This is a genomic window from Mycolicibacterium sp. XJ870 (assembly GCF_053483975.1).
This window is the reverse complement of sequence record NZ_JBEFTI010000005.1, coordinates 160,772-175,999: the sequence shown is the minus strand read 5'-3', so window position 1 is coordinate 175,999 and position 15,228 is coordinate 160,772. Positions and strand designations below refer to the sequence as shown.

General features: G+C 67.0%; 11 protein-coding genes and 1 tRNA gene. 7 read left to right on the top strand and 5 right to left on the bottom strand.

The features are described 5' to 3' along the window. Positions 1-53 precede the first annotated feature (53 nt). From ABQF30_RS19910 to ABQF30_RS19900, 3 genes are read left to right on the top strand one after another with little or no spacing between them, the layout of a single operon-like run. Positions 54-1,043 carry a YncE family protein gene (locus ABQF30_RS19910; RefSeq protein ID WP_448466907.1) on the top strand — a complete coding sequence of 330 codons (990 nt, stop codon included), beginning with the start codon at positions 54-56 and terminating at the stop codon, positions 1,041-1,043. Next, on the top strand, positions 1,040-1,309 hold the full coding sequence (locus ABQF30_RS19905; protein ID WP_448466905.1) for a DUF5703 family protein: 270 nt from the start codon (positions 1,040-1,042) through the stop codon (positions 1,307-1,309). Before ABQF30_RS19910 ends, ABQF30_RS19905 begins: the two co-directional genes overlap by 4 nt. Further along, on the top strand, positions 1,309-2,370 hold the full coding sequence (locus ABQF30_RS19900; protein ID WP_448467261.1) for a quinone-dependent dihydroorotate dehydrogenase: 1,062 nt from the start codon (positions 1,309-1,311) through the stop codon (positions 2,368-2,370). The genes ABQF30_RS19905 and ABQF30_RS19900 overlap by 1 nt, the downstream gene beginning before the upstream one ends. Before the next feature lie 110 nt (positions 2,371-2,480). Here the strand turns inward: ABQF30_RS19900 and ABQF30_RS19895 are convergent, their stop codons facing one another. Both ABQF30_RS19895 and ABQF30_RS19890 read right to left on the bottom strand, forming a co-directional pair. Then, positions 2,481-3,011, bottom strand: a complete 531-nt coding sequence (locus ABQF30_RS19895) for a YbhB/YbcL family Raf kinase inhibitor-like protein (protein ID WP_448466904.1) — start codon at positions 3,009-3,011, stop codon at positions 2,481-2,483. A 17-nt stretch (positions 3,012-3,028) separates the two neighbouring features. Then, positions 3,029-4,372 (bottom strand): M20/M25/M40 family metallo-hydrolase, encoded by a 1,344-nt coding sequence (locus ABQF30_RS19890; RefSeq protein ID WP_448466902.1) that lies wholly within the window; start codon positions 4,370-4,372, stop codon positions 3,029-3,031. Positions 4,373-4,468: 96 nt separating this feature from the next. Here ABQF30_RS19890 and ABQF30_RS19885 point away from each other — a divergent pair. After that, positions 4,469-4,554, top strand: a tRNA-Leu gene (locus ABQF30_RS19885). A 4-nt stretch (positions 4,555-4,558) separates the two neighbouring features. Here the strand turns inward: ABQF30_RS19885 and ABQF30_RS19880 are convergent. The 3 genes from ABQF30_RS19880 to ABQF30_RS19870 all read right to left on the bottom strand — a co-directional run bounded on the left by ABQF30_RS19880 (position 4,559) and on the right by ABQF30_RS19870 (position 9,109). Next, the gene (locus tag ABQF30_RS19880; RefSeq protein ID WP_448466900.1) at positions 4,559-5,878 is read right to left on the bottom strand and encodes a serine-threonine protein kinase; all 1,320 of its coding nucleotides are present in this window, start codon (positions 5,876-5,878) and stop codon (positions 4,559-4,561) included. 16 nt (positions 5,879-5,894) lie between these two features. Next, positions 5,895-7,712, bottom strand: coding sequence for a S8 family peptidase (locus ABQF30_RS19875; RefSeq protein WP_448466898.1), 1,818 nt, complete (start codon positions 7,710-7,712; stop codon positions 5,895-5,897). Between the two features lie 74 nt (positions 7,713-7,786). Next, positions 7,787-9,109, bottom strand: coding sequence for a M6 family metalloprotease domain-containing protein (locus tag ABQF30_RS19870; RefSeq protein ID WP_448466896.1), 1,323 nt, complete (start codon positions 9,107-9,109; stop codon positions 7,787-7,789). A 569-nt stretch (positions 9,110-9,678) separates the two neighbouring features. On the opposite strand from ABQF30_RS19870, the gene ABQF30_RS19865 reads away from it, so the two are divergent. From ABQF30_RS19865 to ABQF30_RS19855, 3 genes are read left to right on the top strand one after another with little or no spacing between them, the layout of a single operon-like run. Beyond that, complete coding sequence (locus ABQF30_RS19865; RefSeq protein WP_448467259.1) at positions 9,679-11,433, top strand: peroxidase family protein; 1,755 nt, start codon at positions 9,679-9,681, stop codon at positions 11,431-11,433. Next, the gene (locus tag ABQF30_RS19860; RefSeq protein ID WP_448467258.1) at positions 11,430-12,545 is read left to right on the top strand and encodes a catalase family protein; all 1,116 of its coding nucleotides are present in this window, start codon (positions 11,430-11,432) and stop codon (positions 12,543-12,545) included. The genes ABQF30_RS19865 and ABQF30_RS19860 overlap by 4 nt, the downstream gene beginning before the upstream one ends. Positions 12,546-12,594: 49 nt before the next feature. Next, positions 12,595-15,219: a helix-turn-helix transcriptional regulator gene (locus ABQF30_RS19855; protein ID WP_448466894.1), complete on the top strand. Its 2,625-nt coding sequence runs from the start codon at positions 12,595-12,597 to the stop codon at positions 15,217-15,219. Positions 15,220-15,228 lie beyond the last annotated feature (9 nt).

Below are 15,228 nucleotides of genomic sequence, written 5' to 3'. Positions count from 1 at the left end.
CCGAGAGCCGTCCGTTGCGCCTTATCACTGCAGGTCAGCCCATCTATGCCGGCATGGCTGCGCTGGTCCTGCTGTTCGCAGCAGGCTGTTCGTCCAACCCGACCGACACGCCGCCACCCACGATCGAACCCGCGCAGGCAGCGGTATCGCCCCCGGTCAACGCCACTCCGGACGGCGTCGTGCGCCCGGTGGCCGGCCACGCCGTGTCGGCAGTGTTCGATACAGCAACCGCAACTCTGGCGATTCTCGCGCCCGGGCCTGCCGGCCAATCAACGGTCACCCTTGTCGCCGGCACCGCGCCGCCGCGCAACGTGCCGCTACCGGCGGCCGCGACCGCGCTGGCTACCGACGGCAAGGGGCAATTGCTGCTGTCCACCCGTGGCGGCTACTTCCGGGTGGATATCGCCGGGGGCCAGGCCACCAGGGTCGGCGTGGACGGGCAGCAGGACGTGGACTTCACCGCGATCGCGTTGCGCGAGGACGGCAACGTGGTGCTGGGCAGCGCCGACGGCGCGGTCTACACGCTGGCCGGTGAGACGGCCGTGGCCGCCGAGCTCAAGATCTTTTCACGGGTGGATTCGCTTGTCACACAAGGAAATACTGCGGTGGTGCTGGACCGCGGACAGACCTCGGTGACAACTGTGGACACCAGTGGCACCGATGCACAACACGCTCTGCGCGCAGGTGAGGGCGCCACTACCATGACCACCGACTCACAGGGCCGGATCCTGGTGACCGACACCCGCGGCGACGGGCTGCTGGTGTTCGGCACCGACCCGCTGATCCTGCGCCAGCGCTATCCCGTGCGCGGCGCGCCGTACGGGCTGGCCGGATCGCCGAACCTCACCTGGGTGTCACAGACCGCCACCAACACGGTCATTGGTTACGATCTTGCCACCGGCATACCCGTCGAAAAGGTGCGTTATCGAACCGTGCAGCAGCCCAACTCCCTGGCCTACGACGACAAGTCCGGCACGCTGTACGTGGTGTCCGGCTCGGGAGCAGGTGTGCAGGTGATCGCGAACGCGGCGGTGAAGCCGTGACCGCCATCCAGCATGGCCGGATGCCTCCGGGCTGGGACAAGGTGGTCGCAGAGGATCTGTCCGACGAGTACGACTGGGTGCCGCTGCGCCTGCCACCGGAAGTCACCAGGATCAGCGCGACGATCAGGCTCTCCATCGAAGCGGAGTACCGCGGCTGGGAATTGACCCGGGTACGCGCTTACACAGACGGGAGTCGACGGGTGCTGCTGCGCCGCAAGAAGACCTCCACATCCATGCCGGGCATACCCGACCAGCCGGCCCCGTGATGTACGGCGCGCTGCGGAGGGCAATGTTCTTGGTGCCCCCGGAACGGATCCATGTCTGGGTTTTCGCGCTGCTGCGCATTGCCACCGGGCCCGCCGCGCCGCGCCGCGCGTTGGCGCGACGGCTGGCGCCCACCGATCCAGTGCTGGCCAGCACGGTCTTCGGGGTGCGGTTCCCCGGCCCGATGGGGCTGGCCGCGGGTTTCGACAAGGACGGCCGCGGCTTGGCCACCTGGGGCGCGCTCGGTTTCGGGTACGCAGAGGTGGGCACCGTCACCGCGCAGGCACAGCCGGGCAATCCCGAACCCCGGTTGTTCCGGCTACCCGACGACCGTGCGCTGCTCAACCGGATGGGCTTCAACAACGCAGGCGCCGGCGCACTCGCAAGGCGGCTGGCCCGCCACACTGCCGACGTGCCGATCGGGGTGAACATCGGCAAGACCAAGGTCACGCCCCCCGAGGCCGCGGTCGAGGACTACGTCACGAGCACCCGACTGTTGGGCGAATTGGCGGCTTTCGTCGTGGTCAACGTGAGCTCACCCAACACTCCGGGGCTGCGAGACCTGCAGGCCGTGGCATCACTGCGGCCGATCCTCGCCGCGGTCAAAGCCGAGACCACCAAACCCGTACTGGTCAAGATCGCACCTGACCTGTCCGACTCTGACGTCGACGAGATCGCCGATCTTGCAGTGGAATTGGGGCTCGCCGGCATCGTGGCCACCAACACCACGGTGTCACGCGACGGGCTGGCGACCCTCGACGTGGCCGACCTCGGTTCCGGCGGGATATCCGGGCGGCCGGTGGCCCGCCGATCCGCGGAGGTGCTGCGCCGGCTGTACGGCCGTGTCGGCGGCAAGCTTGTGCTGATCAGCGCCGGTGGCATCGAGACCGCTGACGACGCGTGGGACCGGATCGTCTCGGGCGCCTCACTGCTGCAGGGCTATACCGGCTTCATCTACGGCGGGGGCTTGTGGGCCAAGCGGATTCACGACGGTATCGCCGAACGGCTGCACGCCGGCGGATTCGCGTCGCTGGCCGATGCCGTGGGCTCGGCGGTGCGCTGATCAAGTGCTGATCAAGCGCTGACCGGGCGCTGACCCCGTGCGAGCGTGCGCAAAATGCTGCTGTTTGACGGCGTGTCGAGCAACGGACGCGCACGCTCGCGGTGAAGCGGTTACTTCTGTTCGTAGGTGCCGTGGATGACCGCGCGGGCGATCGCCTGGCCGAACAGGTTGAAGCCGAGGTAGGCCGGGGTGGCGCCGTCGGGAAGGTCGAGCTTCTCGACGGGCAGGGCGTGCACCGCGATGTAGTAGCGGTGCGGACCGTGCCCGGCCGGCGGTGCGGCGCCGATGTAGCGCTTCTGACTGGCGTCGTTGGCCAGAGTGACCGCGCCACCGGGCAGCGGGCTGCCGTCGCCGGCGCCGGCGGGCAGCTCGGTCACGGTGACGGGCAGATCCGCGACCGCCCAGTGCCAGAACCCCGAAGCGGTCGGCGCGTCCGGGTCGTACACCGTGACCGCGAAGCTCTTGGTCTCAGCGGGAAAGCCCGACCAGCTCAGCTGCGGCGAGGTGTCCGACCCGCCTGCCCCCATGATGCCGCTGACCTGGTCGTTGCCCAGCGGCTGCCCGTCGGTGACCGATTCGGAGGTCAGCGTGAAGCTCGGGAGTTGCGGCAGGTTGTCGTACGGACTTGCGGCGGTGCTCATGTAATCCCCTTCGGTCGTCAGCAGTGCTTGAGGAAGTGTTCCAGAACGTTCGCCCCGAATTCCAGGGCGTCCACCGGCACCCGCTCGTCCACCCCGTGGAACAGCGCGGCGAAATCAAGGTCCGGCGGCAACCGCAGCGGCGCGAATCCGAAACACCGAATCCCCAACCGCTGGAACGACTTTGCGTCAGTTCCACCGGAGAGCATGTACGGCACGATGCGGGCCTCGGGATCCAGCGCCAGCACCGCGTCGTTCATCGCGTCGACCAGGTCGCCGTCGAACGTCGTCTCGTAGGAGGGCAGATCCCGCTCCCAGCTGCGGGTGACGTCTGGACCGATCAGCGCGTCGACCTCCCGCTCGAAGGCCTCCTTGCGGCCGGGCAGTACCCGGCAGTCCACCACCGCCTCGGCCGAGGCCGGGATGACGTTGGCCTTGTACCCGGCTTTGAGCATGGTCGGATTCGCGGTGTCGCGCAGCGTCGCCGACACGATCCGGGCTACCCCGCCGAGCTTGGCGATGGTGCCGTCCAGGTCCGGCGAGTTCACGTCGAAGGTGTAGCCGGTCTCCTCGGCCACCGCGGTCAGGAATTGTTCCACCGCAGGGTTGAGCACCAGTGGGAACTGGTGGCGGCCCAGCCGATCCACTGCGCCCGCGATCGCCGTCACGGCATTGTCGTCGTGCAGCATCGAACCGTGACCGGCCCGACCGCGCGCCGACAACCGCATCCACGACAGCCCCTTTTCCGCCGTTTCGATCAGGTACAGGCGGCGCTCACCGCCGTCCTTGCGGGGCACCGTCAGCGAGAACCCGCCGACCTCCCCGATCGCCTCGGTGACCCCGTCAAACAGATCTGGCCGGTTGTCGACGAGCCAGTTCGCGCCATATGTCCCGCCGTGCTCCTCGTCGGCGAGGAACGCGAACACGAGGTCGCGCGGCGGGACGATGCCGGCCCGTTTGAAGTGCCGGGCGACAGCGATCGCCATGCCGACCATGTTCTTCATGTCGACCGCACCACGTCCCCAGACGTAGCCGTCCTTCACCGCGCCCGAGAACGGGTGCACGCTCCAGTCCGCGGGTTCGGCGGGCACGACATCGAGGTGTCCGTGGACCATCAGCGCGCCGCGGGACGGATCGGCACCGGGCAATCGGGCAAACACGTTGCCCCGGCCGGGCGCGCCTGCCTCGAGGTATTCGGTCTGGTAGCCGACTTCCTGCAGCTTTTCGGCCACCCACTGGGCACACTCCGCCTCGCCCTTCGTGGTTGCCGGGTCACCGGTGTTGGAGGTATCGAACCTGATGAGCGCACTGACGAGATCGACCACCTCGTCCGCGCTGGTCGCGGAGACAGTCACAGTCACCATTCGTACCACTGGCGGTCGGGTTTGGGTCTGAGCCACTCGATCCGATAACCTTAGGCGCCCAACCCACAGCGTGGGTTCGGCAAGGTTGATCAGCAGGTCCGAGTGGCGGAATGGCAGACGCGCTAGCTTGAGGTGCTAGTGCCCTATTAACGGGCGTGGGGGTTCAAGTCCCCCCTCGGACACCCTTCATTTGTTCAGGCGGCCCGCGGCCGCCACTACCCAGGACAGTTCCCTGTGGAAGATGTCACTGTGCGCGCCGGACGGCCCGTCGTCCAGGTCGACCACGCCGGAGGCGTCCAGGCTCAGGATCCGGCCCTGCTGGAACGGGTACGCGGCGCCGTCCGGCCCCAGGCTGTGGGTCGGCGAGTCGAAGGCGCCGTGTGAACCCATCGCCCGCCACCGGAAGAACGGGTCCTCTGCGGCGGCTGAATCGTCGCCGGCCGCGGCCGAAGCCAGCGGGTAGAACGTGCTCAAGGCGCGGTCATGGCTGGAGAAGCAGACCGTCAGCGGGCCGTCGAGCCGGTCGAGCATGCCGAACAGGGCGCCGGAACCCTTCCGGAACGGCAGCTTCTCGGTGAATGCGAAGCGGGAGTACGCACCCTGCAGCAGGGTGACCGATTTGACCGGCGAGGGGTTGGCCGCAGTCATGCCTGCCAGGGCGTAGGACACCACCCGCGCGCCGAAACTGTGGCCCACGAGATGGATCCGCAATCCCGGAAACTTGGCGGCGAGTTGGTCGATGACGGGACCGAGACCGTCCTTGCCCACCACGCCGGCTCGATTCTTCATCTTCCAATAGCTGAGCTGGCGTACGGCCTCCTTGGCCCCGTGCCAGAGCTTGCCCGCGAAATCACCGAGACCGGCCGCGCCGTCTTCCCCGTCGGCACTGAATTGCACTCCGGCGGCGAGCAACTGGTCGGCGAACGTGTTGAACAACTCAGCCGGATCCTGGTCATCGGCCACCATGCCGGGCCCCTCGTCCGACGTGGCCACCTCGCCGTCGTTGAACCCGTCGGGGGTCGCGGCGTCGAAATCCTGCAGCGCCTCGAACAGATCGGACACCCGATCGATGCTCGGCGGTGCCGCAAGAAGTTCGGCGATGGCATCCAGTTGCGCACTGCCCCTGGGAAAGAGCTCTTTCAGCTCGGCGAGTTCTGCAGGGTCCAGGGACGGGTCCCCCGCCTCGACAACCCGCGCTTCGCCCAGCGCCGCCGCGCCACCGACCCCGTCCGGCGCATCCTCGAAGTCGGGTATCGGCTCGTCGCGCCACAGTTGTGAAGGCCACCGCAAGCCAACGAATCCCACCTTTCGCGCCGGGTCGAGTTGGCCGGCCAACAGGTCAAACCATCGCTTGTACAAAGACGTCGCGGCCGCTTCGTCGTTGTTCCAGCCGTGGGAGAAGATCACCAGATCGGTGAGCCCGGCCGCCCGATCCAGCAGCTGAGTCAGCGTGGCGTCGTCGGGGTCACCCTCGGCGTCGAACACCAGGGGCCAGCTATCGGTCATCGAAAGTCCTTTCACATCACACGGATTGCAGTGCACGCATGAGGTCCAGCAGGCCACTGCCCTGGAACGCGGGGTCGCGCCCCAGCGAGGTCGCCGACTCGACGAAGATCCGTTTGATCGCCTCGGGCCGGCTGACGAACTCCCGCTGAACCGACAGGAAAGCCGCGATCGCGCCGGACACGTGCGGCGCAGCCATGCTGGTGCCGCTCTCCTCGATGTACACCGGCACCTCGGCGCCGACGTCGATCTGATTGGTCACGGTATCCCGCCGGGTGCCCGCGGCTGCCGACGTGATGCGCTCGCCGGGGGCCACCAGATCGGGTTTGCGTCGCCCATCGCCGGTGGGACCGCGCGACGAGAAATAGGAGACGCCGAAGGTATGCGGCGAACTGCGATGTGTCGACCCGACAGTGATGGCGCTCTCGGTATTGCCCGGGTCGTTGATCGTCATGTCCGCGGTGAACTTCACGGAGTCCTTACCGAAGGCCGGGCTCAACGAGATGTACCCGGAGTTACCGGCCGCGACGACCACCACCACTCCCGACCGCACGGTCTTGTCGACCTCCACGCACATCGGGCTCTGGCCGCACGCGTACCACTCGGCATCGAACTGGTATCCCAGGCTCAGGTTCACACCGTGGATGCGCGGCACCCGTTCACTTCCGGCGTTGAGTGCCCGGACGTGCGCCAGGGCCTGCATCACCCGGCTGACCTTCGACACCTGGTCACCCGGCCCGAGCACCTTGAGGCTCACCAGCTTCGTCTTCGGCGCCATGCCGGCGAGCCGGCCGGGATCGCTGAGCTCGCGCGGTTGGATGATGGGGTCTCCCCCGCGTTCGGGGCTGTTGAGACGCTTCTCCGCCACGACAACCTGCTTGTCCCCCCAATCGACCAGGCCGCCGGCGATGATGCCCGCGACGTGGGTGCCGTGGCCGTCGGTGTCGGTCAGCGGCGCGTGTCCGCCGGTGAAATCACGATGCAGATCCACCACCGACGGATGGGTCAGGGTGTGGTGGTGCGCGAAGTGCGGATGCTTCTCGTCGATCCCGGAATCCACTACCGCCCAGACGATTCCGTCACCACAACTGGCGAAGGATCGTTGCGCCGCGATCGCCTTGACCGTGTTCGACGAGGCGTCGATCTGGGGGTGCACGTCGAAATCCGGCCAGATCCGGTAGATCGCGCGCCCCGGCCAGCTTTGCGGCACCGCGTCCGCCGACACCAGACTCTTGACCTGTGCGGGGGTCAGATCGCCGACCATGAACTGATCGGCCAATCCCACCGGCTCTCCCGTGGCACCGACCAAACTCCACAGGTGCCGGACCCGGTCCATCGCGTCCGGAATCGACGGCTGGAAGCCCAGATTGAGCTCGATCATGATCGACATCGGTTCCTCGCCGGCCGTGTCGACGGGCGGTGCGGCCGCCATCTGCTGGCGCAACGGCGGGGTGATGACGCCGGCGAGAACCGGGTCATGCCTGGGGATTTCGTCAGGAGCAGGCGCTACCGCGGCCGTTCGTTCGACCGGGATCGATGCCCGTTCACAGGCGCTTTCGACATCCCGGCGGCCGGCCGCGGTCAGCTTGATCTCACCACTTTTGGTCCGGCTTGCAAGCCGTCGCTTCCGCAGGCTTTCGACCGCCTCCTCGACGCGGTTGTGCCAGTACGGCATGTCGTTCTCGTATTGGCGATCCCGCTGGACGAACTGCGCGGCGAACCGTGCTGCCACCGCCTCCCGGAGTTTCGGCAAGTCGGCCGGCTCGGTCATGCCCTCAAGCGCTGCCAGCGCGCACTGCACCCGGTCGGACCAAGTCTGGCTCTCAGTTGAGTTCACCGCGCCCCCTCGGCGTTGTCGACACCTGGGTACATGGTGCTATGCGCAGCACGCGAGCGTCGGCGATTACTGCCTCAGCCGATTTCGACATCGATCTTCATCTGGTCCTGGCCCGGGGTGCCCGACACTTCGATCGTGACACCGGTCCAAGTGCCGTCGGGCAGATTCAGCGGCGGCTCGGTCGTCTCACCGATGCTGCGTCGCTCACCCATCGGGTACAGATCGTTGGTATCACCGGAGTTGCCCCGCGAGAAGATCTTGGCCAGATCACGACGACCGTCGGCCTGCAGCAACTCGATCGCCAGGCCCTGTTCGTCATTGACGTTGGTGATGTTCTCGTCGACCACATACACCGCGATTCCCTCGTCGGGCAGGAAGGCGTCCTGAGCTCTGCGGCGGCGGTATTCGACGACGATGTACTGAGTTTCCTTCATCGTCGCCGGATTACGGACGAACGCGATGGTGCCGCCCTCGGCCGCGGGTGCGAGTGTGACCCCGGCGGTGGTTTCGGTGATCTCGATCGGTTCGATCCAGCCGTGGAACATCCGGACCATCCCGTTGGGAAATGTCGGCGTCAGGCCGCCCTGCCCCCAACTGCCGGCGGCCATCAGGCAATAACCGCCGAGGCCGTTGGACCGCGACCGCTCGATCTGGCCGGTGTCGTAGTAGTCGGCCCAGCGCGCCGCGAGGTGACCCCACTCGTGGGCGCACACGCCCATGTTGCAGTCCTCCGGCACGGTGAGAAAGGTGCGCGCCGAAAGGTCCTCGGCGACTTCGACGCCGCCGGGGATCACCCACTTCAGGCTCCACAGGTCGCTGCGCTCGGTGGTCTGCTCAGCCCCGCTGCCCGCATGGATGATGAACAGCGCGGTGATGATCCGCTCACCGAGTACGTCGTAGGGCGTGAAGTCGACGCCCTCGGCGACCGCGGCCTGCACAGCGTCGCGGGCCATCCCCTGCGAGTTGCGCGGAAAGTTGTCGTTCATCCCCGAGTTGCCGTCGGCGTAGAAGCTCAGCGGTTGGGGCATGCGGAACCAGCCGTGCACCTCACCCTGGACGTCGATGCCGTTGCCAGCCTCTGAATCGAAGGCGCTGGCCGCCCGATAGAAGTCGCGCATGCTGCCCGTCGGAAAGGTGCCCTCGCTGAACAGCATGTGCTGGTAGTAGCCGGTGGTGTGGTTCGGATTGTGTTCGTGGTCGGGAAAGTCGACCAACAGGACGATGGTGCGCACCGCGCCCCGCAACGCCCTGGCCGGCCGGTCGATCAATTGCGTGTGCTCCTTCTCGGCAGCCGGTCCCAGGCGAATGGCGCCGTCGTCGAGGCCGAGCAGGTTCGCGCTGCGGCGCGACGACCGCCAGACCGAGAAGTACTGCTCGAAGGTGAGCGCTTTCGGCACGCGGCCCGATTCCTTCAATTCCAGAAATCTCGCGTACAGCGCAGCGATAGCCTGCGGTGACGGCGGAACGGGGCACAGTTCGGATGTGCAGCTGTGCGGGTGAAATGGTGTGGCGGTAATTCGCATGGCAAATTCCAATTTCTCGTCAATCCGACAGGTGCCGGTCGTGGTCCCATCGTTCAAGCCAACGCTGCAGGTCGTAGACGCCGATTGCGACCAGGAACATGGGCAGCGCAGCCAGCCAGGCGGTCACGGCCGTTCCATCTCACGTGGCGCGGATTCGGTGAGCATTTCCGACCCTCCTGATGCGAACTGACCGGATAATCCGGTGATGCACGCCAAACGTAAGTCCGGACGCTGGCAAACTCACGAGTGGAGCGCTACCTGTATTCGGGGGAGATCGGCCGCTTTACCTATCTGGACGCCACGATCGGTCACCATAGGAGTTACAGGTCGAGTAGCCGACTACTCGTGTCTTGGCGCCCGGCACTCACAACAATCGGCATGTGGGTGTTGACGGCGCTGGGGAGGACGGCACAGTGAAGACGCTGGCGGCCCGTTTCGCACAGCTGGCCGACCGATCCGTCGGATGGGCCCGGTTACCCAAGGCGCTCGGTCTGCCGGTGCTCGTCGGGCTGCGCCACCAATTGCGCACCTCGAATCTCTACGACGCCGGCCGCGGGTGCCCGCCGGATGCCGGCCGGCCGCCGGACTACCGCGCCGCGCGCACCCGCGACGGCAGCTACAACGATCTCGACGATCCGCAGATGGGCGCCGTCGGCTGCCGGTTCGGTCGAAATGTCCCGCCCGCGTACGCCTATCCCGAGACCCCCGCCCGGCTGCTGGACCCCAACCCGCGGCTGATCAGCCGGAAGTTGCTGACACGGGAGAGATTTCAGCCCGCTACGACTCTCAACCTGCTCGCCGCGGCGTGGATCCAGTTCGAGGTTCACGATTGGTTCAGCCACGGTACGGTCCCGTCGCAGCCCTGGGTGGTACCACTGCAGAACGACGACCCGTGGCCGGAACACCCCATGCGTGTCGAGCGGACCGCACCGGATCCTCACCCCGATCCGGTCGGCCCGGCGACCTTCACGACACAGGACTCGCACTGGTGGGACGCGTCCCAGATCTATGGCACCACACCGGAATTCGCGAGTGCGCTGCGCTCTGCGGACAGCGGCAGGCTACGCATCGACGATTCCGGTCTGCCGCCGGCCGACGTGGAGGCACTCCTTGATCTGACCAGCACCGCCGGCAACTTCTGGGTCGGCTTGGCGCTGCTGCACTCGCTGTTCATGCGCGAGCACAACGCGATCTGCGATCACCTCGCCGAGACCTACCCGCACCTGTCCGCCCAACAGCTCTACGACAAGGCGCGCCTGGTCAACGCGGCGCTCATGGCGAAGATCCACACCGTCGACTGGACGCCGGCGATCATCGCCCATCCCACAACGGTGTCCGCCATGCGGGCGAACTGGTTCGGTGTGCTCGGTGAGCGATTCGCCCGCCGGTTCGGCCGAAGGACCCGCAGCGCGCTGCTGCACGGCATACCGGGCTCGCCGACCAGACAACACGGTGTGCCGTACTCGCTCACGGAGGAGTTCGTGGCGGTATATCGGATGCATCCGCTGATTCCGGACGAGTTCAGCTTCCGCTCGCTGGCCGACGACCGCGAGACAATCCGGCACGAGTTGCCGGCGCTTTCGGCCCTCAATGTGCGCGCCCGGCTCGCCGAGACTCCGATGGCCGACCTGTTGTACTCGTTCGGCCGGGCCAATCCGGGAGCGTTGTCACTGCACAACTTCCCGCGCCACCTACAGGAGATGCACCGCATCGACGGAGCGGTGCTCGACCTCGCCACGATCGACGTGATCCGCTCCAGGGAGCGGGGCGTGCCCCGCTACAACGAGTTCCGGAAGCTGTTCCGGCTCAAGCCGGCAGCCACGTTCGAGGAACTCACCGGGGACCCGGTGCTGGCGGCCGAATTGCGGGAGGTCTACGACGACGTCGATCTCGTCGACCTGATGATCGGCCTGTATGCCGAACCGAAGCCACCCGGATTCGGCTTCAGCGACACCGCATTCCGGGTGTTCATCCTGATGGCGACCCGACGGCTGGAAAGCGACCGATTCTTCACCACCGACTTCCGTGACGAGGTCTACACCGCTGCGGGCATGAAATGGGTTCGCGACAACGACATGCGATCGGTGCTGTTACGGCACTTTCCGGAACTCGCCCCCGCTCTGGCCGGTGTCGGCAATCCGTTCGCACCGTGGAAGGCATCGCAACCGAATACGACAAGAAGGGCCACCGCACGATGACCGAAGCCGTCGAGAATCACCAGCTCTGGACCACACCGCCCATCCTCTACCGCCCCGATCTGGAGCAGCCAAGACCCGACGAGGACGCCCTGATCGAGAAGATCACAGCGAAGCTGCGCAAGAACAACGAGCGGGCCTACCGGAAGTACAAGCACGGGCTGCGCGATGCGCACGCCAAGAGTCACGCGATCCTGCGCGGTGAGCTCATCGTGGCCGAAGGCCTGAGACCCGAGTTGGCCCAGGGCATGTTCGCCCAACCGCGCACCTACCCCGTCATCGCGCGCATCTCCAGCACCTCCGGTGTGCTGCGCAGCGACAAGATGCGCGGGGTGCGCGGGCTCGGCGTCAAAGTACTTGGCGTCGAGGGCCCCCGAGCAATGGCCGACGAACCAAATACCACCCAGGACTTCGTCCTGGTGACTCACGAGGAGTTCCTGTTCGGCGGGGCCCGCGACTACCTGCGGATGGGCATGCCGACGGCAACCGTGCTGGCGAGGCTGCCCGACAGCGCGTTGGCGGCCGGGAGCGAACTGCTCGGCCTCCTCAAGCGAATCGGCCTTCGCATCCCGGACAACCTGGCGGTGTTCATCGCCGAGAACCGGCCCATTCTCGGCGAGACGTTCTTCTCGTCGGCCCCCATCCGCTACGGCGACTACGTCGCGCGGTTCAAATACGCCCCGCTGTCCACAGAAGTGCGAGATCTTGAAAACCAACGCCTTCCACGCAATCCCAGCCAGGATGCACACCGGGATCTGATCATGGACTTCTTCGCGAAGCACACCGCGGAGTACGAGCTGAGTGTGCAGTTGTGCACCGACGAGAAGACGATGCCGATCGAGGACGCCCGGGTCCATTGGGACGCGAAGGCCTCCCCCTATCTGCCGGTGGCCAAGGTCGTGTTCGGACGGCAGAACCCCTACAGCGCGGTGCGGCGGGCTTACGGTGACGACGTGCTGTCGTTCAACTCGTGGCGCGGCTTGGAAGCACACCGTCCGTTGGGCTCCATCAACCGGTTGAAGAGAAAGGTGTACGAGGCGTCCAGCGACTTCCGGCACCAGATGAACAGGGTGGACAGACATGAGCCCGCCGACATCTCCGAATTGCCGGATTGATGGTGGCAAACCCGACTTTCTTCTGCCTGCAGGCTTAGACTCTGAGTTCATGCCCGGGCAATGGCAGTTGTTGGACCGGCCTGCTGAGCACGAGGCCATCCGCTCGGCGCTCAGCAGCACCGAGAGTTGCGGCGTTGTGCTTGTCGGCGCGGCAGGCGTCGGCAAGACCACCCTGGCCCGCACCGTCACCTCCTCGTTGCGCAAGAAGGTGCACTGGACCGCGTGCACGGAGTCGTCGCGCAGTATCCCGCTCGGGGCCTTCGCGCACTGGGTGCAGCCGTCGGCATCCCGTGATCCGATCGCGCTCATCGGATCCGCCTGGGAATCCCTTGTCGCCGAAGGCGATACGGTGGTGGGAATCGATGACGCCCATCTGCTGGACCAGCTGTCCGCGACGCTGCTGCACCAGATCGCGGTGGAGCACGCCGGGCACCTGGTGGCGACCGTACGCAGCGGTGAGCCGGTACCCGACGCCGTCACCTCCCTGTGGAAAGACGGTTATCTACAGCGGTTCGAGCTGCACCCCTTCACCAAGCAGCAGAGCATCGCGCTGATCGAAACCGTGCTCGGCGGCACGCTTGAGGGGCTCAGCGCCGACGTGATGTGGGAGTCCTCGGGCGGAAACCCGCTGTTCCTGCGCAACATGGTCGAGGGTGCGGTGGATGCGGGAACCCTCGCCGAGGTCGACGGCGTATGGCAGTTCCGCGGCCCCACCGTGATCCCGTCCGGGCTGGTCGAGCTGCTCGACGAACGGCTCACCAATGCCGGGCCCGACGTGCTGCACGCGCTCAAACTGCTGTCGCTGTGCGAGCCGCTCGACATCGACGCGTTCTCGGAACTGGCAGGCGAGGACGCCGTCGACACCGCCGAAATGCGGGGCCTGATCCGGATCGTCGCCGACGACTCCAATGGGGCCGGTCAGATCAGTGCCCGGTTCAGCCATCCGATGTTCGGCGACGTGGTCCGGCGCCGGGTCGGGACCGCGTCCGCACGGAAGCTGCGCGGTCGCATCGCCCAGATTCTGCGCGAGCGTGCCCTCGATTCGGCCGCGAGCCGCATCCGGCTGGCTCAGCTGTGCGTCGAAAGTGACCGGGGCGCAGACATCGATCTGCTGATCACCGCGGCCAAGGACGCCGTCTTCCTGTCCAACCTCCCGCTCGGAGAACAGCTGGCACGTGCGGCATTCGACCACGGCGGCGGCCTGAGCGCCGCAGCGCTACTCTCCAGAGCGTTGCTGTGGCAAGGGCATCCGGTAGAGGCCGACAGCATCCTGGCCCGGTTCGCGCCGGAAAACATGGACGAGATGGAGCTCGTGCAGTGGGGCATACCCCGGCTGTCCATCCTGTTCTGGTCGATGGGCGACGTGACCCGGGCCAATGAAGTGCTGGACCAATTGAATTCGCGGGTCAGCCACCCGAGTCTCAAGCTGATCGTAGACGCCACCGGTGCGGGAATGGCCATCCACGAGAACCGAATTGCCGACGGCCTGGCGACCGCTGAGCGGGTGCTGGCCAATCCCGACGCGCCCCGCCAAGCCGTCGACTTCGCCGCGTTCAGTGCCGGCCTCGCGATGCCGGTGGTGGGCCGCGGCAAGGATTTCGAGCCGATCGCGGCGCGCTGCCGGGCGCAACGCAAGACCACCGACGGCATGATCCGGATCATGGTCTTCTACGGAGAGGTCCTCGCGTTGGCCTACACCGGTCAGCTGGACCTGGCCGAGCGGCGCGCAAACGAGTACGCCGAGTTCTCGTCGGCCGGCCAGTTCGCGGGATGGGCCATCGCCAAGATCATGGCCGGTGCCGCCGCCACCCACAGCGGGCGGTTCCGCGACGCGATCTCGGCCATCGAGCAGGCGCTGGCCGCGCTCAACGCCGAAACGTCGCTGCCCTGGCGGTTGCCCGGCCGGCTGCTGCTGGCGCGGGCCTACGCGGCGGTCGGCAACCCGGCCGAGGCCGAGCGGGTCCTTGAGGACGCCGAGGAACACAGCGGCCCGTCGTGTGCCCTGCACGAGCCGCAGCGGATGCTCGCCAAGGCGTGGCTGGCCGCGGCGAAAGGTGGGCACCGCTCGGCGATCGACGTCGCACGCACGGCCGCGGACGCCGCACGTTCGGCGGGCCAGCACGCCGTCGAGGCCGAAGCTCTGCACCATGCCGCGCGGTTCGGTGACCGGACGGTCGTCCGGCGGCTGCAGGGTCTGGTGGACCGCGTGGACGGCCCCCTGGCCGGACTGTACGCCCGGCACGCGGCAGCGGTGGCCGCCGCCGATCCCAAGGAACTCGACGAGGTTTCAGCAGCCTTCGAACGAGCCGGTCTGCTGCTGTCAGCCGCCGACTCCGCCGCACAGGCGGTGCCCCTGCACGATAAGGCGGGCCAGCGCAGGCGCAGCACCGAATCCGCCGCCCATGCACTGCAACTGGCGTCGAAGTGCGGCGGCGCGGCCACCCCGGCGATCCGGTCCGCGGCGCGGCCGTTGCCGGTGACCGCACGCGAACGCGAAGTGGCCGGGTTGGTGGCCCAGGGGCTGTCCAACCGCGAGATCGCCGAACGGTTGACGGTGTCGGTCCGCACGGTGGAAGGCCACATCTACCGGGCGTGCATCAAGCTCGACGTCGCCGACCGAGACGAACTTGCCAAGATCGTGTGGAACGACTTGGGAAACAGCAGCGGCCGGTAGCGGCGCCCA

Bases quoted from the DNA above. Each gene is read 5' to 3' on its own strand.
- ABQF30_RS19910 (WP_448466907.1), top strand. From the start codon at position 54: ATGGCTGCGCTGGTCCTGCTGTTCGCAGCAGGCTGTTCGTCCAACCCG.
- ABQF30_RS19900 (WP_448467261.1), top strand. From the start codon at position 1,309: ATGTACGGCGCGCTGCGGAGGGCAATGTTCTTGGTGCCCCCGGAACGG.
- ABQF30_RS19860 (WP_448467258.1), top strand. From the start codon at position 11,430: ATGACCGAAGCCGTCGAGAATCACCAGCTCTGGACCACACCGCCCATC.
- ABQF30_RS19880 (WP_448466900.1), bottom strand. From the start codon at position 5,878: ATGACCGATAGCTGGCCCCTGGTGTTCGACGCCGAGGGTGACCCCGAC.
- ABQF30_RS19895 (WP_448466904.1), bottom strand. From the start codon at position 3,011: ATGAGCACCGCCGCAAGTCCGTACGACAACCTGCCGCAACTCCCGAGC.
- ABQF30_RS19855 (WP_448466894.1), top strand. From the start codon at position 12,595: ATGCCCGGGCAATGGCAGTTGTTGGACCGGCCTGCTGAGCACGAGGCC.
- ABQF30_RS19890 (WP_448466902.1), bottom strand. From the start codon at position 4,372: ATGGTGACTGTGACTGTCTCCGCGACCAGCGCGGACGAGGTGGTCGAT.